The sequence below is a fragment of the Microbacterium sp. NPDC089695 genome (assembly GCF_044749085.1).
Lineage (GTDB): Bacteria > Actinomycetota > Actinomycetes > Actinomycetales > Microbacteriaceae > Microbacterium.
Genome location: NZ_JBIVHG010000004.1, coordinates 1 through 21,196 on the forward strand (window position 1 = coordinate 1; position 21,196 = coordinate 21,196).

The following is a 21,196-nucleotide window of genomic DNA, read 5'->3' on the forward strand; positions in this document are numbered from 1 at the left end:
CTGCGTGCGCTCCGCGAGCATGACGCGGCTCTCGCCAGTCACGCCGAACAGGTCAACCCCCCCCCCGAACGTCTGCGTCAGCGGTTCCTGCGCCACCGATGCCAGTTGCGAACCGGTCGGAGATGAGGGACGTGCAGATGCCGGGCTCTCCTTGCTGCGCACATCTGTCCCCACCCCGGCGAAACGGCTCCGACCTGATGCACCGCGGTCCCGATGGCGCGCACGAGTGGGCCGCCGCTGTCGCCGGAACAGGAACTCACACCGTCCTTGCCGGCGTAGAGAGCCATCGCACCTTTGAGCAATTTCCCCAGCTCAACGCGCACTCGCCCGACGCGAGGAACGGGACGTCGGCCCGCCGCAAGACCTCCGAATACTCGCGCTGGGCGGGGTGAGTCTGCCCCAGCCGAACATCGTTCCCTCGTGACCCGGCTTGATGAGCGCATCCGTGCCTGGTGTCGGCAGGGTCACCGGCTCCACATCAAGAACGGGCTCGGCAAGTGTAAGAAACGCAAGATCGTAACCGACACCTGTGTCGCACTTCGGATGAATCCATGCCCCGACCGCTACTATCTCCAGGCCGTCGCCTGTGCTCAGATCGTGTCGCCCGAATACGGCGGACAGACCGGCCGTGAGCCCGGAACTGCCGACGCAGCGGGCAGCTGTCAGGACGATGGAGCTGTCGTAGAACGGCCCGGAGCATCGATGCTCGCCGCCGATCACATCGGGCTTCGAAGGGTCCGTAGCGGCGGCTTCCCCCATCGCCATCAACATACTGGAGACGAGGAGGCACCCTCCCACCGCACCCCACAGGATCTTCCTTCGCGCCTTCATGGTCATGTTTGCCAGCATGGGTGCGCGCAGGTAAAGCTCGCGTAATCCATGGAGTGCGGCACAGAATTTTACTTCTTCCAAACACATCCTCACCTAGCTTGCCCACATGCGGCGTCGTCGAGGGCTCAGTCACACAATGTCTCTTGTGGTCGCGTGCGCGGTGACGCTCGCAGCAGTCGCAGCCAGCGCCGACAGCGCCTCAGACCGGGTGATGGTCGCGTTGCCGAATGGCACGGCCATCGTGGATCCGAGCACACTCGAGGTGCTGTTTCACGACCCCGCGGGGCGCTCGGCGATCTGGTCCGGGCCCACGCCGACCGACTTGGGTCCACGCACGGACGTGTCCACCTCCGGAGACGGATTCCTCTGGTCGTACCCCGAGCTGGACCTCACAGTCTTCGTGCATGTGCAGAACGACCGTCTGATGACGGAGGTGGCCGGAGGCTCCCCGACCTCACTCGTGTGGCCAGTCACCGCGACGGACGACGCGACTCGTTCCATCGAGTTCCCGAACGGCGACGGCCAGACCGTCCCCGTCGACGACAGCTTCTGGTGGTCGGATGATTCTGAACTCACCGGAGAGCCGTGGAACGTCTCCGACAACCTCACGATGCCGTTCTGGGGAACCACATTCGACTCGTCAGGCGCAAGCTACATCATCCACGACGACCTCGATACGACTCTGTCGTTCTCGGCACCCGAGGGCCGCCTGATCGCTTCGGCGACTCACGCGTTCCGACCTGGATCGGGTACAGGCGACTATCGCGTGTCCATGTCGCGTACGTCCGGCGAGCCCATCGATGCGGCTCGCCACTACCGCTCCTGGCTCCTCGAGCACGACGGCATCGTCACTCTCGACGAGAAGACAGATGTCAACCCGCAGGTCGAAAGATTGCGTGGGGCGTTACACGGCTACCTGTGGGGGGATGGAGACGACCCCGCCCTGATCCGTCGTCTCGAGGAGTTGGGCATCACTGCCGCGTGGCTGGGATACAACGTGGACGTCGCGGGCATGAGCGCCGATACCGTCGATGCCGCGCGCGATGCCGGCTTCCTGACAGGGCCGTACGACACGTGGGAGAACGCTCAGGACCCGGCGACCTCCGACAGCTACTCGTCTATCTGGCCCGGCTCGATATGGCAGGATGCATGCGCCATCGGAGAAGACGGGGAGCCCCTCGAGGGATTCGGCGGTCGCGGGTGCACCCTCAGTTCCACGGCGATGGCCGAGCAAGAGCGAATCAGCGGGGTGTTGTCCTCACGCGTGCAGGAACTCTCCGCCAACGGTGTCGACTCCTACTTCCTCGACGTCGACGCCACTGGAGATCTTGCTGACGACTACTCGACCGCCCACCCGCAGACGAAGGAGGTCGACCGGAAGAATCGGCTGGCGCGGATGCTTGCGCTGTCGAGCGGCAGACTTTCAGGAGGTGAACCGTTCGTTCTCGGCTCCGAGAAGGCCGAATGGTGGGCAAACCCCGCGCTGAGCTTCTCTCACGGCTCCTCGACGGTGTTGTCCAATGGAATCTGGGCGTTGCAGAAGGACAAGGAACAGTGGGGTGGGTACTGGCCGACCGAGCGGCCTGCGTTCTTCTTCAGGCCCGTGCGGCTTCCGGAGAGCCTGAGCAAGGAGATGATCGATCCCCGTTACCGGGTACCGCTGTATCAGACCGTGCTACACGACGCGCTCACCTCGACGGATCGTTGGGAGATGGGCATGTACAAATTCGAGGGCGCTGAGCGGACACGGACCCTCACCACGCTGCTGTACAACTCACCTCCGATCTACGCGCTCGACCACGACGTTCTCGACGCGCATGGCAGCGACATCGCCGCGACCCAGGCGTTCTTCGCGCACATCCAGAGCGTTGCCGGAACCGCTCCGCTCCTCGATTTCGAACGGTTGACCGACGACGTTCAGCGCACCACGTTCGGGGACGACGACTTGTCGCCCGCGCTCACGCTCACCGCCAACTTCGGCGCCGGACGAGCGTACGGAACGCCACCGGGATGCATCGTGGCGGACACGGACGCCGATCCTCCCAAAACCTATTGCCCTTCCGCGCCCGCGGACTGATCGAATCAATTCACAAGGAGACCACGATGAAGAATCGGACCCTCGCAATCCTCGCCGCTGTCGCTATCGTCGCCGGCGCCGCTGGGACCGCGCCCGCGGCCGCGCCTTCCGCCGACGATGCGTCAGAACCGACGCTCGGACGTCCCGTCCATGCTCAAGCGCTCTACTACACCGAGATGTTCGCCGAGAAGCCGTACCCGGAAGCTCTTCTCATTTACGCGGACAACGGGTCCTACAAGATCCTCTCCCCCGGTGAAGACCACTACGGCAGCTACGTCGCAGATGTCGAGGCCGGAGCGGCACCGACACTCGCGCGATTCATCTCCTGGCCGTCGCCGGACTGGGGCTCCAACGTCGCACATCACGAACTTCTTTTCAATCAGTCGTCTGGAGCGTTTTCGCAGCAGCTCACCCTCCCTGGAGCTCCCCTTCCTCTACTTCAGTACGGGTACTTCGCGACCATCCCCTCCCCGGAGGGCATCGACCTCCAGGGGACTTGGGACGAGTTGCGAGAGACATACGCCGAGATCTTCGATGCGCTCGCAGCGTCCGCCGAGCGGTAACCAGCATGACAGCGCGTCCAGGGCGAACGGTCTGATCCACCATCTCTTCCGCGAGGACGAATGGCGAACCCTGCCGAACTTCATCAGCTCGGGCCGGATTCTGCTGCTCCCCGTGTTCGCCTTCCTGCTGTGCGGCGGCGAGTTGCGAGCCGCGGCGATCACCCTCGGCGTGGTCTTCTTCACGGACTTCCTCGACGGCTTCATCGCCCGCCGCATGCACGCGGTGTCGAACCTCGGCAGATGGCTGGATCCGCTTGCCGACCGGCTGACGATCAGCGTCGCGGCCCCCTCCCTCGTCATCTCAGGGCTTCTCCCCTGGCCGATCATGGTGGCGCTGTTCCTCCCTGACCTTCTCCTCGGCGTCTTCGCACTGCTCGCCTTCCGCGGCAACCCAGGGGTGCGGGTCACGCCGGTGGGCAAGTGGCGAACCGGATTGCTGTTCGTCGGGATCGCTCTCTTTCTCGTGGGGATCGCCTGGGCGCCGGAACCCGTCTGGGCCTACGACCTTCTCGTGCAGGGCGGGCAGGCAGTCTTCATCGCCGGATTGGTGGGGCACTACGCCGCGAGTGCGCATTACGCGGTGACGATGGTGAAGCGGCTTCGTGTGCTCCCGACCCTCTGAAATGAGCGGAAGTCGCTGGTCGTCAGTTACCCGTCTTGGTGTCCGGAGAGTGCGCCGCGATGCAGTCTGCGAAGACCTGCTCGAACTCCGGCTCCTCCGCCCGCGGATAGCCCTGCATATCGAGCACCCCCGGTTCCTGCGCGGGAAAATCCGGGTACCCATTCTTTCGGATGCAGTCTTCAACCGCGGCGTACTCGCGTTCCCACTTGTCCCGCTCCTCGCCGGTGACCCCGTCGATGCCCACCTCCTGGAGGCATTCTCGCGCCGCGTCGTGGAACACGTCTTCCGCGACACCGGGCGGGGCGAAGAGAACGCCCGACTTCAACGCATCTTCATCAGGGTCCTGGACGTCGAACCCCGCAGCGCGCATGCACGTTCCCCATTGGGCAGACTGGCTGGACGCATCGTCCGCACGCGTCGCCGAGGCGAGATCATCGCTCGTCGGGCCGCAACCGGTCATAACGAGCACGAGCGCTGCGCCTGCGCCCAGTCCGAGGAGCGTTCGCGAGATTCCACCTGGGCTTCTGAGTTTCGATGTCGTATCCATGAGTAGATCGGAACACCGAGGGTGTTATCTCGCCGTCAACGAAGCGACCCTCCCGACTCCGCGCAGTCTTCGACAAGCAGGGCTCTCGAAGGCGGACCCGTCAGGTCGGTTGCGAGCAAGTGAGCGTGATGCTTGGCGAGTGTGCGCCCTCCCGAGAGGGGAGCAGGAGGGCGCACGCCCATTTCCCGAAACGTGTTGACGAGCAGTCAAGCTCCCGCGCCCGCCAACACATCGATACAAACACCGTGAGGGTAAAGCGAACGGAAAGACGTGAGTGAGTTCCGCGAAATCGAGCGCTCCAGACGGAAGAACGTCGCAGCTCTGGACACGTAGACTTCGTACATCTCGTTGCGATGACCAAGGATTCCTCTCACCCGGTCGATGCGGCTGATCCGGTTCAGACGACATCGCTCCACACGGGTGACCGCGACCGCCGAAGCCTGTCTGCTATCGGTCTCGCCAAGCGAAGACGAACACGATCCGTCAGGAGCTTAGTCACCTGCCCCGATCGCGCCGAAGGCGCAGAGACATCGCGTGATACTCCATTCCTCAAATGGGTGCGGTCGTCGAGACCGGCGCGTTTGGGTGGTGCCGTCCTATCTAGCTCGGCGAATGTGGATCTCGATGGTGATGACGGTGGCTCGCGTGACAGTCGGTCCTGCAGCAGATCACTTCGTCGAGCGTCGCGACTCGAGTTCAGCCCCCGATGTCCGGGATGTCGACGATCCACCAGCCGCTGTGAAGCTGGACGGTGACCTCGAACGCTGCGGTAGTCGCGGGTGTGGTCGCGAGTGCTGCAGGCGGAGGCATGGGTTCTGAGTTCATCAGTCAGGCAGCCAGGTCGTGCGAGGCTTCGACGAGCGCGATGGCCTGTGCAGGAGCGTGCCCGTTGTCAATGTGTGCGGCGATGGTGGCGATCGTGCGGCTGGCGGTTCCGTCCCCGTATGGGGACTGCGCTGTGCGCAGATCCGTGCCGAAACCATTGTTTTCGAGGACTTCAGCTGCCTCGCGCGCGATGTTCTTGTCCGGAGTGATGAGGCGCGCGAAACCGGCGTCGACGGCTTCCGGGCGTTCGGTGGAACGCCGCACGACAAGGAGGGGCTTGCCGAGAACCGTCGTTTCCTCCTGAAGGCCTCCAGAATCAGACACGAGAAGGGTCGCTGCCTGGGCGAGGTCCAGGAGCTCGGAGTGTCCGACGGATTCGATGGCATGGAGTTCGTCGAAGAAGTCAGTGAGGCCGAATCGTTCGGCCGCGAGACGAGTACGGGGGTGAGTGAGGAGCACGACAGGAAGCTCGATGGCGGTGAGTCCGCGCAGGACGCGCTCGAGCGCGTCGGGGCTGTCGGTGTTCTCGGGGCGGTGAATGGTCGCGAGAACGAACTTTTCCGGGGCAATACCGGAAGGGAAGTGGCGGCCAATCATGCCGTCGCCTTGTTCGAGAGATGCGAGGGTCGCTTCAACGACGGTGTTTCCGGTGACGATGACGCGGGCCGGGTCGACACCCTCCCCGAGAAGATTGCGAGCGTTGAGGTCGGTGGCGGCGCAGTGGACGTCAGCGAGAGCGCCGACGACGAGGCGGTTCAACTCCTCGGGCATCGCCCGATCGTAGGAACGAAGCCCCGCTTCGACATGGATCAGGGGTATCCCTAGGTAGTTCGCTGCCTGAGCCCCCGCGGAGACGGCGTTGGTGTCGCCTTGGACGATGACCGCGGACGGGCGGTTCTTGAGGAAGAGATCCGTGAGCGCCTGCAATGCTGCGCTGATCTGAGTGCCTCGGTTCGCGCCGCCGATCCCTTCGAGAATCACGTCGGGCGCCCCGATACCGAACTGCTCGAAGAACTGACCGGACATCTTCGCGTCATAGTGCTGGCCCGTGTGGATCACCCATGCCCGCTCCCCCAGCTCCCTGATCACCGGAGCGAGCTTGATGATCTCCGGTCGTGTCCCGAGGACCACCGCAATCGACTTAGTCGCCATATCGAACCTCCAAAATATTAGATTGGCTTGCGCTGATATTTGAAGTATGGCAGACTTCTGGTGAAAACAAAATATCAGATGTGTTGATGGTTGGACACGCTTGCAGCGATAGGGGCTCTCCCCTCGGGGCAACGCGAGTTCGCCTCGAGGCGCCCGGCACGGCTGGGCGACTTTTTGCGCGAACGATTGCTGCACGATGTGATCACGGAACAACTCGCTCCGGTCGAGAGATCGAAATTCGACCGGACGGCACATCGAGTGCGGGGCTCCGCGGAAACCAATCCGCGAAGGTCTACCCCTCCTGGCGTCGCTGCCGCAGCGCCCCGAAGGCCGCGTACAACACGCGCGCCACCACAACGCACCACCTCTCCCGGGGCGGGTTCCCACCCCCGGGCCACTTCCCTAAGGAGCAATATGTACAACGGCGCTACCCCCATCGCAGGCGGAATCGGCACAGGAGTGCTGGCCACCACGGGAACCGACCCGATCCTCCCGATCACCGTCGGGGCACTGACCCTCCTCATCGGTGGCGCTCTCGTGCTCCGTAGTCGGTGGCTCCAGCGCACTGCCCCCACCGCGTAAGCCGCGGTCACCACCGCATTGTCCCCGCGATGTCCATGCTGCTTCCCCGGCTGGGCACCGTCCGTTCCACCCGAAAGCGCATCATGACCACCATCTCCAACCAATATCCGCTCGCCACGCGCATCGAATCTTCCCCGTGGATGCCACGTCTGACCCGCGCGATGCGGATCTTCGTGGCTGCGCTACTCACCGCCGGCGTCACCTTCCTTGCGCTGCACAGCGACGCATTCAGAGCAATGGAGGCGACGCTCGCGACCTGGGCGCTCTCACCGATCGCGATCGATCAGATCCCCGCGCACGAGAACGTCTACTATGTCTGGACGCAGGAAGGCGCACTGATCGGCGTCCGCGTCACCATCGAGTGCACCGCGCTTGTCATCGGTGTCCCGCTCACCTTTGTCGCCGCGGCCCTTCTCGGGTTCACTCGAGCCCGATGGGGACGGGTGCTCGTCGCGACGGCGGTGATGTGGCTGATCGTCCTCGCAATTAATGTCGCCCGCCTGGGACTGATCGGCGTCGCCACTCAGGTGTGGGAGTTCGATACCGGCTTCCCTCTCAGCCACACCTTCGTCGGCTCCCTCGTCGGCATCGTTGGCTACGGCGCTGGCCTCGCCGCGCTTGTGCTCATCGTCGGAATCAAACGCCCGCGTCGCCTCCGACGACGAGACAACAGGGCCGGCGACACCATGTCGTCGTGACGACACAGGCCACCGCGGGGAACGTCGGCTGGACCGCCGACTCGAGCGTCGCCACATAAGGAGAGCGACGCCGCCTCGCCGTCGACTCGAACGAACCAGGGCGGGAAAGGCCCGCGCTCGTCAGTTGCCTTTCGGGGCGAGCGCTCGTTCGGGAGCATCCCATGATGCTCATGGGCCCGCCATCCTCGATGGCGGGCCCATTGGTCCTTACACAGCGCACTCCCAGGAGCGCCGACCTAAACTACTGTAAAATATTAGATGTACAGATGCCTAGGCCTCCCCGCTAAACCGAAAGTGGTTCTCATGTTCTCGATCCTCAACGCGTTCACAGTGCTGCTCGGCGTGGCGTTCGTCACCTATATCGTGTTCATCCTCGTCCCCTATCTGCGCTACCCCAAGGTCACTCCCGCCGATTCAGGCGCGTTCGAGTGGCATTTCTTCATTCCGTGCCGAGATGAGGAAGCCGTGATCGAAACGACCGTGACCCGCGCGCGCCGCGATTTTCCAGCAGCGCACTTGTGGGTGATCGATGATGACAGCGAAGATGCGACCGCGATGATCGTGCAGAGGTTCGCCGACACCGATCCCCACGTGCACCTGGTCCAGCGTCGTCGCCCGCAGGCGCGCACCGGCAAGGGCGACGCGTTGAATTTCGCCTACCACCGGCTCCTCGACTGGTTGCCAGTTGCTGCAGATCGATCGCGCGTCATCGTGGTAGTCGTCGATGCTGACGGCGAGATGGAGCCCAATGCGCTGGATGTGTGCTCCGCAGACGATATCTTTGGCGACCCCGAGGTGGGCGCTGCGCAGATCGCGGTCTGGATGAAGAACCGCGATGATGTCATGCCGCATCCGCAGCGCGGACGCCTTGGCAATGCGTTCGCGCGCTATCTGCTGCGTATGCAGGATCTCGAGTTCCGCACCACGATCGCCGCTATGCAGTCGTTGCGGGCGAAGACCGGAACGGTGGGGCTCGGGGGAAACGGGCAGTTCACCAGACTCTCCGTCCTTGACGAGATCGGAGTGCAGTACGGCGAGCCTTGGCACGGCGCACTGCTGGAAGACTACGAGCTCGGTGTCCATGTCGTACTCGCCGGGTACCAGGTCAAGCACGTCTTCGACACGCAGGTGCATCAGGAGGCATTGCCTTCCCTCCGTCGTCTACTCACCCAACGCACCCGTTGGGCGCAGGGCAACATTCAATGCGTGAAGTACATCGGCGAGGTCGTCAAGTCCCACCACATCGATAGCGCCGGCGTGATCGAGACCACGTACTACCTCATTCTCCCGTTCCTGCAGATGCTCGGCGGCGCAGCATTTCTGGTGCTTTTCGGGTCTCAGGTCTATGAGTGGGCCCAGAACCCGGTTGCTGTGCAGGACGCTATCGGTCAGCTCTGGGGAATCGCCGGACTCGTTTCTATCCTCTCGGTCGCCCCGTTCGCCGTGTGGGGCTTCGTCTACAAGGTTCGCTGCGAACCTCAGGCCACTTGGCTCACCGCTCTCGGGTGGGGAATCGGGGTGTGGTTCTACGTGTACTACATGTACATCTGCATCGCCCGAGCGTTCATCCGTATCATCCGTCGCAGGAACGGCTGGTCGAAGACCAGGCGCAACGCGGAGGCTCACGTCTACGTCAACGGCTCTGTTGCGGTGGAGCGGTGATCATGCCGCCGTTGTGCTTCGCGCTCCGAACCTTCGGAGTTCTCGCGTGCGATCTCGCCTTCGTCGCCGCCGGAGGCCTCGTCCTCTGGCACAACGGCGGAACGACAGTAGTGAACGGGAACTGGCAGGGCGTGGCTATATTCCTTGGACTTGCCTCGATCGCGACATGCCTGCGCGCAGTCGCCGCCCGTCAACGCCCCCTCGATGCACCGCTCGATCCCCGAATCGACCGCATCGTGTCAGCGAGTGAACTCCTGCTTCTCGGCTCCGTGATCGCGGTGTGGTTGATGGGCGGGGAGTACTTCTGGGGATGGATCGCCACCTTCTTCGCACTGTGCATCGTCTGCGCGGCCACACTGCAATTGCTCACCGATGTGCTAACTGCTCGTAATTCGCGCGCGGCCAAAGCCAACTCATCCCCGGTCATCCGTCGGCACCTGCTCTCGCTGGAAGCCCACCGCCTCATCGTGGTGGCACTCGCGGGCGTCGCGGTCGCTCTCACCTCTCCTATTCATTTCTGGTCGGCCTTGCTCATCAACCCACTGCTGATCCTCATCCTGCTCCCGATGGGAGTATCCGTCGCCTTCGGACTCGTATGGAGACCCCGCCACCGAGCGATCCACCAGATCACGCCGACTCAAGATCCAGGGAAACAATCATGAACAACGACCACGCGCAGACGACCAGACGCGAGAACCGCGACTGTCAGCTGGCAATCGAAGCCAACCGACCTGTTGAGGGTGCGTCTCCCGCACTTGCGCCGGCAGCGCCGATCCACTTCCGAGGTGTCGACGGTGCTCGAGGTATCGCTATCATCTCGGTTCTGCTTTATCATGCGGGGTGGTCCACCCGCGGTCTCTTCGGCGTCGATGCGTTCTTCGTGATCTCGGGATTTCTCATCACCTTCTTGATGATGAAAGAGCTCCGTTCGACGGGCCGTATGAAAGTAGGCCGGTTCTTCGCACGACGCGCCAAACGGCTGATCCCGGCGCTGATCATCACCCTGGCGGTGACCCTCCTCTGCGTGTGGCACTACGGCACTCTCGACGAGCTGCGCTCCGCCGCATCCACGGCACTGTTCTCCCTCCTGCAGATCGCCAACTGGCACCAAGTCGTCGCAGGCGGAACCTATTGGGAACAGACGGGAGAGATCGTTCCTCTGGGCCAGATGTGGTCCCTCTCCGTCACGGAGCAGTTCTACATGGCGTGGCCGCTGCTCATGCTGCTGTGCTGGGCGATCGCGCGCCGTCGTCCGGGTCGGATGGTCGGTATCCTCTTTCTCGCCCTGGTGGTGAGCGCTAGCGTCGCTCCCCTCCTGTTCGACGGTTCGAACACCGACCGCTTGTACATGGGCACGGACGTGCGCGCGGTCTGCTTTGTCGCCGGCGCGGCTTTCGCCGCTCTGGTGTCATGGATCCTCGGCCGTGCGCCGCGGTGGGCCCGCGACAACGCCCCAGTCAGGTCTCGCATCATCTTGACCTCGCTGAGTGCCGTTCTGCTCGCGCTGATTGTCGCTGTCAGCGTCATGACCACGTCGTACCACGAAGCGTGGCTCTACCAGGGTGGCATCGCTGCCGTGTCCATCGGCATCGCGGCGTTCACCGCGACGCTGTGCTTTCCCGCCAACGCCTTCATCCGATCGTTTTCCTGGGCACCTCTGCGTCACGTCGGCGTGATGTCGTACTCGTTCTTCCTGTTGCACCTCCCCGTATTCTGGCTCCTTCAGCAGGCGACAGCTGGCACGATGCACCCGCTTGCGCTCTTCGCAGTCGGAGGCATCCTCACCTGGCTCGGTTCCGTGATCGTGCACCACGTCTTCGCTGAAGGGCTCCGGCTGCGTACCTGGACGGGGATGCAAGCTGCGATCTCCATCGCCCTTTCTTTCGCACTGGTGGCAGCACTGACCTTCGCCCTACCCCTCAACAAAGAGCAGCAGATTCGCGCTTCGGCGGCTGCGGCTGCCGCTGGGTCACCGGTATCTCAAGGAGCCTCCGGGAACGACATCTTCCCGATCGATCCCTCAGTGCAGCTCACCTCGGAAGACGTCGTCACCGCAGCCGTGATCGGCGACTCCGTCGCACACAACATGTACAGCGCGCTCGACGTCTTCGGATCCGATCAAGTCAATCCGGTGAACGTCACCTGGCCGGGTTGCGGTATCTTCGACGCGGACAGTGCGCGGGCCGGCGATGGCTGGGTCATGGATACGCAGCAGCACTGCTGGCCCTGGAAGGACAAGTTGCGGGCGGCGAACGCAGAATCCTCTCCCGATGTCTATCTCCTCCGTAACCTGTGGGATGCGAATGAGCAGCTCATCGACGGCAAGTGGGTCAAGCCCGGCGATCCCGAATGGAACGACCGGTACCTCGCACAACTCGAAGCACTGGTCTCGATCGGAGACGAGCTCGAGGAACCGCCACTGATCCTGCTGGCGAACAATCAGCCTCGACCGGGCACAAGCCTCGACGCTGAACGACTCGCGAAGGTACACGAGGTGACCCAGAAGGTGATCAGCGCGCATCCCAATGTCCGCCTGCTCGATTTCGCCAAGGGGGCGTGCCCACAGGGCTCGGACTGCCCGACGGAGGATGCGTCGGAGCGGGCCCTGTACGTCGACGGCGTGCACTTCGGCGAAGCGGGGATGGCCCTGCTCGCACCGTGGCTCGAAAACCAGATCGCCAAGGCGCTCGATGGTCGCTGACCATGAATTGGCTGCGGCGCAACAAGCGCACCACTGACGCGAAGACCGCGATGGTGCACTCCCCAGGACTGCACGACCGAACTGCTGGGGAACGCACAAACTCCACCTACTGGACTGGCGCGTCCCGATCGATGTCGTCGGTGACGTCACGAGTCGAACAGCAGCAGCCATCACCTCGCTGACCCTTCTCTCATCCAGTTGCGTCGGCGTCAGCGCGCACGCTCCAGCCGCGCTGCGCGCTGGTGAAGGATCCCCATGGCGTAGGTCGCCTGGTCTACCAAGGCGGCGTCGAACTCGCGACCTTCGTGAAGCGGCAGGGGGGCGTTTCTACGAGCTCGATGTGGTCGAGCGTGTCGAGCGCTCGTCTGATCGGAGTGTGCGAAGCGCCGTGCCACGCGATTAGCTCTTCATCACGGAGCACCGCGCCCGGCTCGGTTGCGCCGTCGATGGTTGAATCGTGGAGGGCAGTGTAGACATCGTCGCGGAGCAGGCGGCGGGGAGGACTTTGCTCGGTGGAGGGAATGCCACGAGTCACCCTTTCTGCGCTCCGCACGGACGGATGCGGGAGACTACCTGGGCGACGTTGTCACGGCGAGCGGTGTCGGGCGTCACGACCGACGAGAACCCTCTCAAGCTCGTCGAGCTCAGCAGGCGTGATGAAGAAATTCTCACGGCGATAGGCTGTGCCGTCGCGACGAAGGCGAGACATCAGCATGTCGTAGTGCATCGAGGACACCGAGTTGCCAAACGTCGCGAGGATCAGCTGCGGAGGTTCGCCGAGGACCGCGGGAGTTGCAGCCAGGTCGCCGCCGGGGCTCGGCCGCGCATTGACCCTCGACCGGCCCGTCACATCTGCAACTGTCAGCAGCGGCGCCGGATCAGCGGTCATGCGTTCGCACAGCGCAGCGAGGGGCCCCAATCGATTGACGAATCGTGGCCAATCGGCCATCGTCAACCATGTGCTCTTCTGGGGGAGGAGCTCGACGATTCTAGGCATCGCCGGGGGGCATTCCGAACCGGCTTTCGGGGAGCCCCAGCCCACCTTTCGATCTCGACATCCTTCAGGATCTCACCCTGTTTCAGGGCCCCTCGGCGATCGCTGTGAGATGCCAAGATGGGACCGTCTTCGCGGACGGGCATCTTGAGGAGTGTGGTGTGCCACGATCGGGTGTACTCATACCGTGGTCCATGAAGTCATGTACTGACGCGCCGCCACGAGGGATCGCGAGACGGAATAGCGTCGTGAGCCGCATCCACCACAGCGGACCATCGATTCAGCCCGTCGGCTAACCGTCGTCGGGGACATCGGCGTTAGGTAGACCCCCGCCCGACACCCGCACGCGGTCGACACGTCCACGCGTTGGCCGACAGAGTAGGAGCGATCATGGGCATCTGATGGACCGAGGCGGTATTCGTTGATCGCGCGCGTGACGGTGCGGCGCGAACGCCAGCGGGGGCGGGCTCGTGGCCCGCCCCCGCAGTTGTGCACTCGTGGCGCGTGTCAGGCGTTGGCGCGCCGGCGCAGCGCGGTCACGCCGGCCCCGGTCAGCGCTGCAAGTCCCACGATCGCGGCGACAGCCGGGGCGACGATCGGACCTTCCGGGTCCTCGTCCACGATCACGAACTCGATCGAGTCGCTCGTCTTGTCACCTGCCGTGTCGGTCTGCTCCGCCGTGACCGTCGTCGAGCCAACAGCGAGCTCGCTTCCCGACGTGCACGACCAGGCACCGCCGGCACCGACCGTCGTCTCACACAGAACGTTCCCGTCCTGATCCTTCACGATGATCGATGCTCCCGGCTCACCGGTCCCTGTGAACTCCGGAGTCGGCGTGGCCACCGTACCCGACGGGCCCGTGATGTCCACTGGCACGGCACGCTCAACCGGGGTCAGCGTCGACAATTCGAGGCGATTCATGGTGTTTGAGTTCGCGACCATGGCAGAGTCACTCCAACTCGTGTGGGTGGACGACGCCACGAGCCCCGTGGAGGACATCTCAAGCTGGTTACTTTCATTCACAAACCAGTTCTGCAGAGCCGAACCATCGCATGGCTTATTCAAGAGCGGGTCCCAGTCGGAGTTCTCCCTCAGGTTCGCAGTGAGGCAGTTTCCGTTTGGCGCGATCACTGGGCCGGCGCCGGCGCCGGGAGCAGGAAGCTCGTAGGTGGCCGCATACTCGATTACGGAGTCGCGGTTTCCGAGCTTCGCATTTACACGCTCGCCGTTCGCATCTCCGTATCCGACATACCGCCCCTCGTAGGTGCCGCCCCAAATGTAGAAGACCAGCTTGCCCTCGACCCGGTCGCCGGGAGCTGCCTGTGAGGACGCTTCGATCTTGGCCTCGCTGGTGGCGGCGGCGGCCGGTGTGACCGCCCCGAGCGCAGCGATGCCGGCGATACCGACGGTCGCGATGACGCTTGTGAGTTTCTTCATGATGAAATGTTCCTTTCGAATACTGTCGTGTGTTCTGCACTCGTTCGCGTTAAACGAGCGCGGCTTCGGGTGAACGCTGTACCCGGGAACCAGACCCGATACCGGACCCCGAGAGAGTGAGAACGGTGACGAACGCGTCACCGTAAGAATTAAGCGCGTGCGCGGCACTAAGGAGATCGCCAGCCGCGACAGCTCCGACCGCATCCGCGAGCAGCGCGCCGGCCTCTTCCGCAGCTCCGAGATCAACGCCGTGCGCCGACATAACCTCCACAGTTGCAAAAAGACGTAACGGGGCGACCACCACCCGCTGCAGGAAACCCGACAGCCGCGGCAAATTCGCACCGACACAGTGCTCCACCACATCCAGGTAGATCAGCACATGTGACTCGGCCGCATCCAGAGGAAGCACAGCCAGAGAATCCTCAAGCTGCTCCGGAGCGCTTGCGATAAATCGCATCAGCCGAGTGATCACGACGGCACGCTGACGCATATCCTCCGCTGACCAGCGCGCCACGGCCGTCCGCGCATTGCGGGCGACCTCCACGAAACCCATCTGCGCCAGCGCTTGCAGCGCCTCACGCACCGGTGTGCGAGATACGCCATACTCCGCCGCTACAGCGTCGAGATTAAGCCTCTGCCCCGGAACAAATCGCCCCGAGACCACATCTCGCAGCAGTCGTTCCTGCACCAGATCGCCCAGCGGAGCCGGCCGCAATGGCACCGCTGTCAGGTCTTCGCGCCCCATGATCATCTCCACTCGCCGTTGCACATCTGATATTTTCCGCTTCACAAGTCTCTCACACTTAGTATCTAGTCGCAACTTATCTAGTATTTTGCTTCTGCGGCGGGGGCGGAGCGTCGCGAGTCTTCTGGCGGCCCACAGCGGCCAACAGCTCCGGCGGTAGTCCACCTCGATGGGTTCGAGCTCAAGGCGCTCCACCTTCTCCGGCCACGACGGATACTCGTGCCTCATCACCTCGCCCCGTTTGTAACTGCGCCGCGCCCACACAGGTTGAACTGCGACCCCGCCTTCCAGTCGCCCGAAGCGGATCGGCATCGCGATCCCACACTGGGAGGTGCAGTTCGGCGCCGCGGCTGAAGAGAGATCTGCCACTCTTAGTGGCTTGCCGATCAAGTCGTCGAGGGCGAGCCCAAGCACGAGCTGGATCTGAATGACGGGGACAGCGAGCCCGACTTCAATGACGTCGACACTGGATGGTTGTCACCGCGCTCAGAGTCCGGCTGACACGCGCGACCCGGTCGAGCATCCACCCGTACTGCGCCCGGACGCCGCCATCCGTGAAAGGGGCTGGGTCCTCGCTCGGGAGGATCGGGGCATATACGACCGGATCGACCGGGCTCGATGTGTCGGAGACGGGGCTCTGCTCGAACAATGATGCGAGCCGTTCACCCCGGCCTCTTATAAGTGGCTCACGGTAGCATCGCAGACATAAGAGAGAACGCCGTTGTCGGCACCACCCGCCGCGATCGCACCTTCCTAACCACCAGCACCAGCACCAGCACCAGCACCAGCACCAGCACGCTAGTTGTCGCAGCGACCATCTTCGCGACATATCGCGTCGCCTGCGCGCATCCCGCCGTCGACCACGCCAGTGAGACCTCGCCGGTCGCGCGGTGGCCGAAGCAAGACACCGATCGGCAAAGTTCATGCGAGAGCGTCTCCAGCTCGAAACCCCATCTAGCGCCTCAAAGTCATCCCCTCGGCAGCCAGCATCCACAGGCAACAGAAGAGCTCGTACTGCCCCCGCCGGCAAGGTGGGGAGAGGAACACGACACCGGTCGGGTGCGCACTTTTCAGGTGTCGCTGACTGTTCCCCCGCCCATGTGGCTTCGGCACGTTCCGCGCCATGACCGACGGCCGCATGGAGCTCCAAGGCTGAGAGCGCGCACAGGTACTCCTCGGGTATTTCTATGTGGAGGTAACCGTGCATGACGCCTCAAATTGCGCGGGTCGTAGGTCGTGTGCATTCACACACCGCCGCAGACCGGTGTGCAAACTGACGGCATTGCGCCCTCCCGGATCTCACCCACTCGCAACAGCCGGGAAGGAACATACTCTCCTCACGCGGGGCCGACGGCGATCGCCCCATCAGTCGATGCGAACATCCTCAATAGTGCGTCGACTGATGAGGCGACCTCGGCATACCTGGACTCGGTGGCACCGACAGCGGACCGTGCACCCTTCGAAGAAGGCATTCCCTTGCCCCCTACCCAGGATGAGCCCACCCTAGCGGCAGACGATGGTAATCACTCGAAATGAGCGGTCGTCGACCGTTTCAGTATCCGGTCGACGCAGTGCAGCGCGGATCACTCCCGGACTTATCAAAAATGAACTGCACCTCCACGTCGAGCCAGCTATTGAGCTTCCGGAATGCCGAGTGCCCGAGAGGCCGCCACACACCATCCTGCTTCATCGCGTCGGGGCTGTCCTTGGAAAAGGAACTGTAGTAGCCGGACAGAGATTCTCCCCAGATCGTGGTGTTCACGTTGGCCTTGCTACCGCCGCTCTGTCCGTTGAGCTTGATGATTCGGTAGTCCGACACCTGGACGAGTTCGTGGCTGTAGAACTTCACCACAGCTTCACCCCTGAAGTTACCCGACGAACAGCTGATCAGCTGAGAAGTGTACGTCGGAGCCATCCGATCGCTCGCAATTGCGGGCGTCGCCAGCATAGACGCACCCAACCCTGCAACAACCGCGGTAGCAGCCATGAGTTTTCTCATAATCGTCATTCGAACGTGCTCTTTCCTGTATCTCGATGGCCCCAGCTCTCACATGAGAACCGCAGTAGGCCGATACCCATCTAATCATCTAAGTATTTCATGGTCAATACGTTCTGATCAGAGGTTGCCGCGCATGAAGTGCACGCCGGCCGCGTAGCCTTCGTCAAAGCCCACGCGTCGTGCCGCCTCCCGCCCCTTGTCGAGAAGATGAGAACGTCCGGCCGTCCGGTCACGGAGAATCTTCTGCGCGATCACGGCGCACGAGCTCGCGAGCAGAGTGACCGTCAGGGCAGCAGTGAACAGCGACCAACCATCAACGGTCATGTGAATCACCGGAGAACTTTCCCAAGATGCCCCGCAGCTCGCGACGGCAACACAGAGCATCGCGCTTCCATTGAGCAGTAGCAGGATGCGGATAAGCACTGATCTCCACGAGATGCTCGTAGGGACGTCTACAGTTCGAAGGCCATCAGGCAAGAAGGTCATGCTTCGCGGACCTGTGGACAACCTCCGCGTACAGGTGGAGAGCGCCACGACATAACCCGTGATCACTGGAGCAAGGGCCGCTAACGCGAACAGCGACTCACAAGCGACCGCTGCGACGAAGCCAGCGCCGCCCAGCACGCCTCCCACGGCAACGATTCCACTCGATGGCCGTGAGTGTCGAGCACCCTCGGAACAGGAGCGGCAGGCGACAACCAGAAGCCAGGCCTGACCGGAACTGAGCGCGAACGCGAATGCAACGAGAAGAGGGTTTGCAGCGATGTCTATACCTCCGAGCGATGAGACTGCTCTGCGAGCGATGCTGGCGCACTATATCCGGGGCCTTCACGCGAACTGCAGCGCAACAAGTTTGACTAGAAAATGCTACATGCTTACATACTTGTATCATGATGACGTGATCTACAGCAGAGCTTCCTCCACCCCCGCGGAGGCATCGACTACCCGCTTCTTCGGCCAGCCGTGGGCTCTCGTCCACATCTTCGGCGTGGAGATGTGGGAGCGTTTCAGCTTCTACGGCATGCAGGGCATCCTGCTCATCTACCTCTACTTCTCCGTCACGGAGGGCGGCCTCGGACTGCCCCAGGCCGTCGCGGGCGGGATCGTCGGCGCGTACGGCGGCTCGGTATATCTCTCGACCATCCTCGGCGCCTGGATCGCCGACCGGATGCTGGGCTCGGAGCGCGTGCTCTTCCTCAGCGCCATCGTGATCGTGGCCGGCCACGTCGCGCTCGCCGTGCTGCCCGGCTTCGTCGGCGTCGGCGTCGGACTCGTGCTCGTCGCCCTCGGCTCGGGCGGCCTCAAGGCGAACGCGACCTCGGTGGTCGGCACCCTCTACAGCGCCGACGACACGCGACGCGACGCCGGCTTCTCGCTGTTCTACCTCGGCATCAACCTCGGGGCGTTCCTCGGGCCCATCCTCACCGGCATCCTGCAGTCGACGCTCGGGTTCCACTTCGGATTCGGCCTCGCCGCGATCGGCATGACACTCGGCCTCGTGCAGTACGCGTTCGGCCGCCGCGGCCTCCCCGACGAGGCCCGTCGGGTCCCGAACCCGCTCCCCGCGAAGCGCTACCCGCTCGTCGCGATCGTCGCGGTCGCCGCCGTGCTCGTGATCACGGCGCTCGTGCTGCTCGGCGTCATCCAGGCCGACAACCTGTCGACGATCGTCATCATCGGCACGATCGTGGCGGCGGTCGCCTACTTCGCGGTCATCCTCGGCAGCCGCCGCATCGACGCCACCGAGCGCTCGCGAGTGTGGGGCTTCCTCCCCCTGTTCGTCACGAGCGTGGCGTTCTGGTCGCTCTATCAGCAGCAGTTCACCGTGCTGACGGTGTACTCCGACGAGCGTCTGAACCGCGATCTCTTCGGTTTCGAGATACCGGTGTCGTGGGTGCAGTCGATCAACCCCGTGTTCATCATCATCCTGTCCGGCGTCTTCGCCGCGATCTGGACGCGCCTCGGCGCACGGCAGCCGTCGACGCCCGTGAAGTTCGCCCTGGGCGCGATGATCATGGGGTCCGCGTTCCTGCTGTTCCTCCTCTTCGCGAACGGCGCCGCGAACTCGACGCCGCTGCTCGCGATCGTCGGCATCCTGCTCGTCTTCACGATCGCGGAGCTGCTGATCTCGCCCGTCGGGCTGTCGGTGACGACGAAGCTCGCGCCGAAGGTGTTCCACACGCAGATGGTGGCGCTGTTCTTCCTCTCGATCGCGCTCGGCACGGCGATCTCGGGCTGGCTCGTGCGGTTCTACGACCCGAAGAACGAGGTGCCGTACTTCGCGATCCTCGGCGGCATCGCGATCGTCGTCGGCGCCGGGCTCCTGCTGGGGGTCAAGCCGGTGCTGCGGCTCAGGGTCTGATGCAGGAATTGGTGACAGGTTAGTCACGCGGCTAATGCGGCCGGTGGTTTCATGATGGTCTCGTACTCGACGGGGGTCAAACGGCCCAGACCGAGCTGTCTGCGGCGTCGGTGGTAGGTGCGTTCGATCCAGAGGAGCTCGTCGCGGGTGGCCCAGGCGCGGCGGTTCAGGACGTTCTGGAGCAGGCTGAAGAAGCTCTCCATGGCCGCGTTGTCGCCGGCAGCGCCGACCCTCCCCATTGATCCGACCAGCCCGTGGTGGGCCAGAACGGTCAGCACTTTCCGGGACCGGAATTGGCTGCCCCGGTCCGAGTGGATGATGCAGCCGGCGACGTCGCCTCGGCGGGCGACCGCGGACTGGATGGCGTCAACGACGAGGCGGGACTTCATCCGGTCGCTGATCGAGTAACCCACGATCCGGTTGCTGAACACGTCTTTCACCGCGCACAAATACAACTTCCCTTGCCCGGTCCAGTGCTCGGTGATGTCGGTCAGCCAGAGCCGGTTCGGGGCGTCGGCGGCGAACACTCGTTGGACGTGGTCGTCGTGGACTGGTGGGCCGGGCTTGGTGCCTTTCCCGCGTCGGCGGCGCTGCACCGCGGACATGATCCCGGCATCCGAGCAGAGCCGCCACGCGGTCCGGTCCGCCATCGGGAACCCGAACTCCCGAGCCTCATCGGCCAGGAGTCGATATCCGAACTCCGGATCTTCCCGATGCGCTCTCGTCAGCGCCGTGACCCGGTCCTGGCGCAGCGCCTCCGCGGGGGTGACGGGGTGGGCCAGCCACCGGTAATACGGTTGGCGGGCGAGCGTGAGGACCCGGCACGTCACCGCGACGGGAACCCCGTCAGCGGCGAGCTCTTTCACGAGCGGGTAGAGCCTTTTCCCGGCAGATTCGCCTGCGACAAATACGCCGCGGCCCGCCGCAGCACCTCGTTCTCCTGCTCGAGGAGCCTGATCCGCCGGTTCGCGGCCCGCAACTCGGCCGAGTCCGACCGCGACGTCCCCGGCTTGACCCCGTCGTCGATGTCGGCTTGGCGAATCCATTTCGACAACGTGATCGGGTGGACCCCGAAATCAGAAGCGATCCGCTCGAGCGTCACCCCCGGCTCGCGACCCCGCGCGACCCGGACAACGTCCTCCCGGAACTCCTTCGGAAACGGCTTCGACATGATGACATCCTTCCAGGCCGCCCTCCCGGACAAGCCAGATCAGTTGTCACCAATTCCTGCATCAGACCCCCGAAAGGGAGTGAAGAGTCGGCTAGGTCGATCGGCACTCAAGCCGGCCAACCTGGAAGACCCTCTGCAAGAGCGGCTACTGCACGAGATTCTGACAAATCGCTTGCCCCCGGCCAGAAGCTAAACATCGAGGCGCGCTGCGTCGAGCACGGGCTCCAT

At 63.6% G+C, this 21,196-nt stretch carries 19 protein-coding genes; 8 read left to right on the top strand and 11 right to left on the bottom strand.

Features of this window, described 5'->3' with window-relative positions:
* Nucleotides 1–77 precede the first annotated feature (77 nt).
* Nucleotides 78–287 carry a trypsin-like serine protease gene (locus tag ACIPYT_RS15795; RefSeq protein ID WP_401076376.1) on the bottom strand — a complete coding sequence of 70 codons (210 nt, stop codon included), beginning with the start codon at nucleotides 285–287 and terminating at the stop codon, nucleotides 78–80.
* Between the two features lie 25 nt (nucleotides 288–312).
* Complete coding sequence (locus tag ACIPYT_RS15800) at nucleotides 313–837, bottom strand: trypsin-like serine protease (RefSeq protein WP_401076379.1); 525 nt, start codon at nucleotides 835–837, stop codon at nucleotides 313–315.
* Between the two features lie 139 nt (nucleotides 838–976).
* Here ACIPYT_RS15800 and ACIPYT_RS15805 point away from each other — a divergent pair, with 139 nt between their 5' ends.
* The 3 genes from ACIPYT_RS15805 to ACIPYT_RS15815 are packed head-to-tail and all read left to right on the top strand — an operon-like array spanning nucleotide 977 to nucleotide 4,093.
* Complete coding sequence (locus ACIPYT_RS15805; RefSeq protein ID WP_401076381.1) at nucleotides 977–2,908, top strand: glycoside hydrolase; 1,932 nt, start codon at nucleotides 977–979, stop codon at nucleotides 2,906–2,908.
* 26 nt (nucleotides 2,909–2,934) lie between these two features.
* A complete protein-coding gene (locus tag ACIPYT_RS15810; RefSeq protein WP_401076384.1) occupies nucleotides 2,935–3,471 on the top strand; it encodes a hypothetical protein in 537 nt (178 codons plus the stop codon).
* Complete coding sequence (locus ACIPYT_RS15815) at nucleotides 3,443–4,093, top strand: CDP-alcohol phosphatidyltransferase family protein (RefSeq protein WP_401076386.1); 651 nt, start codon at nucleotides 3,443–3,445, stop codon at nucleotides 4,091–4,093. Before ACIPYT_RS15810 ends, ACIPYT_RS15815 begins: the two co-directional genes overlap by 29 nt.
* 22 nt (nucleotides 4,094–4,115) lie before the next feature.
* On the opposite strand, the gene ACIPYT_RS15820 is transcribed toward ACIPYT_RS15815, so the two are convergent.
* Nucleotides 4,116–4,640, bottom strand: coding sequence for a hypothetical protein (locus ACIPYT_RS15820; RefSeq protein WP_401076389.1), 525 nt, complete (start codon nucleotides 4,638–4,640; stop codon nucleotides 4,116–4,118).
* Nucleotides 4,641–5,468: 828 nt separating this feature from the next.
* Nucleotides 5,469–6,617 carry a non-hydrolyzing UDP-N-acetylglucosamine 2-epimerase gene (gene wecB, locus ACIPYT_RS15825; RefSeq protein ID WP_401076392.1) on the bottom strand — a complete coding sequence of 383 codons (1,149 nt, stop codon included), beginning with the start codon at nucleotides 6,615–6,617 and terminating at the stop codon, nucleotides 5,469–5,471.
* A 611-nt stretch (nucleotides 6,618–7,228) separates the two neighbouring features.
* Here wecB and ACIPYT_RS15830 point away from each other — a divergent pair.
* From ACIPYT_RS15830 to ACIPYT_RS15845, 4 genes are all read left to right on the top strand, one after another.
* Nucleotides 7,229–7,897, top strand: coding sequence for a hypothetical protein (locus tag ACIPYT_RS15830; RefSeq protein WP_401076394.1), 669 nt, complete (start codon nucleotides 7,229–7,231; stop codon nucleotides 7,895–7,897).
* A 303-nt stretch (nucleotides 7,898–8,200) separates the two neighbouring features.
* Nucleotides 8,201–9,559, top strand: coding sequence for a glycosyltransferase (locus tag ACIPYT_RS15835; protein WP_401076396.1), 1,359 nt, complete (start codon nucleotides 8,201–8,203; stop codon nucleotides 9,557–9,559).
* Nucleotides 9,556–10,221, top strand: a complete 666-nt coding sequence (locus tag ACIPYT_RS15840; protein WP_401076399.1) for a hypothetical protein — start codon at nucleotides 9,556–9,558, stop codon at nucleotides 10,219–10,221. The genes ACIPYT_RS15835 and ACIPYT_RS15840 overlap by 4 nt, the downstream gene beginning before the upstream one ends.
* Nucleotides 10,218–12,260 (top strand): acyltransferase family protein, encoded by a 2,043-nt coding sequence (locus ACIPYT_RS15845; protein ID WP_401076401.1) that lies wholly within the window; start codon nucleotides 10,218–10,220, stop codon nucleotides 12,258–12,260. The genes ACIPYT_RS15840 and ACIPYT_RS15845 overlap by 4 nt, the downstream gene beginning before the upstream one ends.
* Nucleotides 12,261–12,534: 274 nt before the next feature.
* Here the strand turns inward: ACIPYT_RS15845 and ACIPYT_RS15850 are convergent, their stop codons facing one another.
* The 6 genes from ACIPYT_RS15850 to ACIPYT_RS15875 all read right to left on the bottom strand — a co-directional run bounded on the left by ACIPYT_RS15850 (nucleotide 12,535) and on the right by ACIPYT_RS15875 (nucleotide 17,858).
* Nucleotides 12,535–12,813, bottom strand: coding sequence for a GntR family transcriptional regulator (locus ACIPYT_RS15850; protein ID WP_401076403.1), 279 nt, complete (start codon nucleotides 12,811–12,813; stop codon nucleotides 12,535–12,537).
* 33 nt (nucleotides 12,814–12,846) lie between these two features.
* Nucleotides 12,847–13,149 (bottom strand): hypothetical protein, encoded by a 303-nt coding sequence (locus ACIPYT_RS15855; protein ID WP_401076406.1) that lies wholly within the window; start codon nucleotides 13,147–13,149, stop codon nucleotides 12,847–12,849.
* Nucleotides 13,150–13,761: 612 nt separating this feature from the next.
* Nucleotides 13,762–14,691 carry an Ig-like domain-containing protein gene (locus tag ACIPYT_RS15860; RefSeq protein ID WP_401076409.1) on the bottom strand — a complete coding sequence of 310 codons (930 nt, stop codon included), beginning with the start codon at nucleotides 14,689–14,691 and terminating at the stop codon, nucleotides 13,762–13,764.
* A gap of 49 nt (nucleotides 14,692–14,740) precedes the next feature.
* A complete protein-coding gene (locus ACIPYT_RS15865) occupies nucleotides 14,741–15,436 on the bottom strand; it encodes a GntR family transcriptional regulator (RefSeq protein ID WP_401076412.1) in 696 nt (231 codons plus the stop codon).
* 1,552 nt (nucleotides 15,437–16,988) lie between these two features.
* Nucleotides 16,989–17,423: a hypothetical protein gene (locus ACIPYT_RS15870; protein ID WP_401076415.1), complete on the bottom strand. Its 435-nt coding sequence runs from the start codon at nucleotides 17,421–17,423 to the stop codon at nucleotides 16,989–16,991.
* 129 nt (nucleotides 17,424–17,552) lie between these two features.
* Nucleotides 17,553–17,858: a hypothetical protein gene (locus ACIPYT_RS15875; protein WP_401076418.1), complete on the bottom strand. Its 306-nt coding sequence runs from the start codon at nucleotides 17,856–17,858 to the stop codon at nucleotides 17,553–17,555.
* A gap of 475 nt (nucleotides 17,859–18,333) precedes the next feature.
* Between ACIPYT_RS15875 and ACIPYT_RS15880 the strand changes: the two genes are divergently transcribed.
* Nucleotides 18,334–19,797: a peptide MFS transporter gene (locus tag ACIPYT_RS15880; protein WP_401076421.1), complete on the top strand. Its 1,464-nt coding sequence runs from the start codon at nucleotides 18,334–18,336 to the stop codon at nucleotides 19,795–19,797.
* 23 nt (nucleotides 19,798–19,820) lie between these two features.
* Here the strand turns inward: ACIPYT_RS15880 and ACIPYT_RS15885 are convergent.
* A protein-coding gene (locus ACIPYT_RS15885; protein ID WP_401076424.1) for an IS3 family transposase occupies nucleotides 19,821–20,968 on the bottom strand; the annotation gives its coding sequence in 2 pieces (ribosomal slippage) (nucleotides 19,821–20,681 and nucleotides 20,684–20,968; 1,146 coding nt in all).
* Nucleotides 20,969–21,196 lie beyond the last annotated feature (228 nt).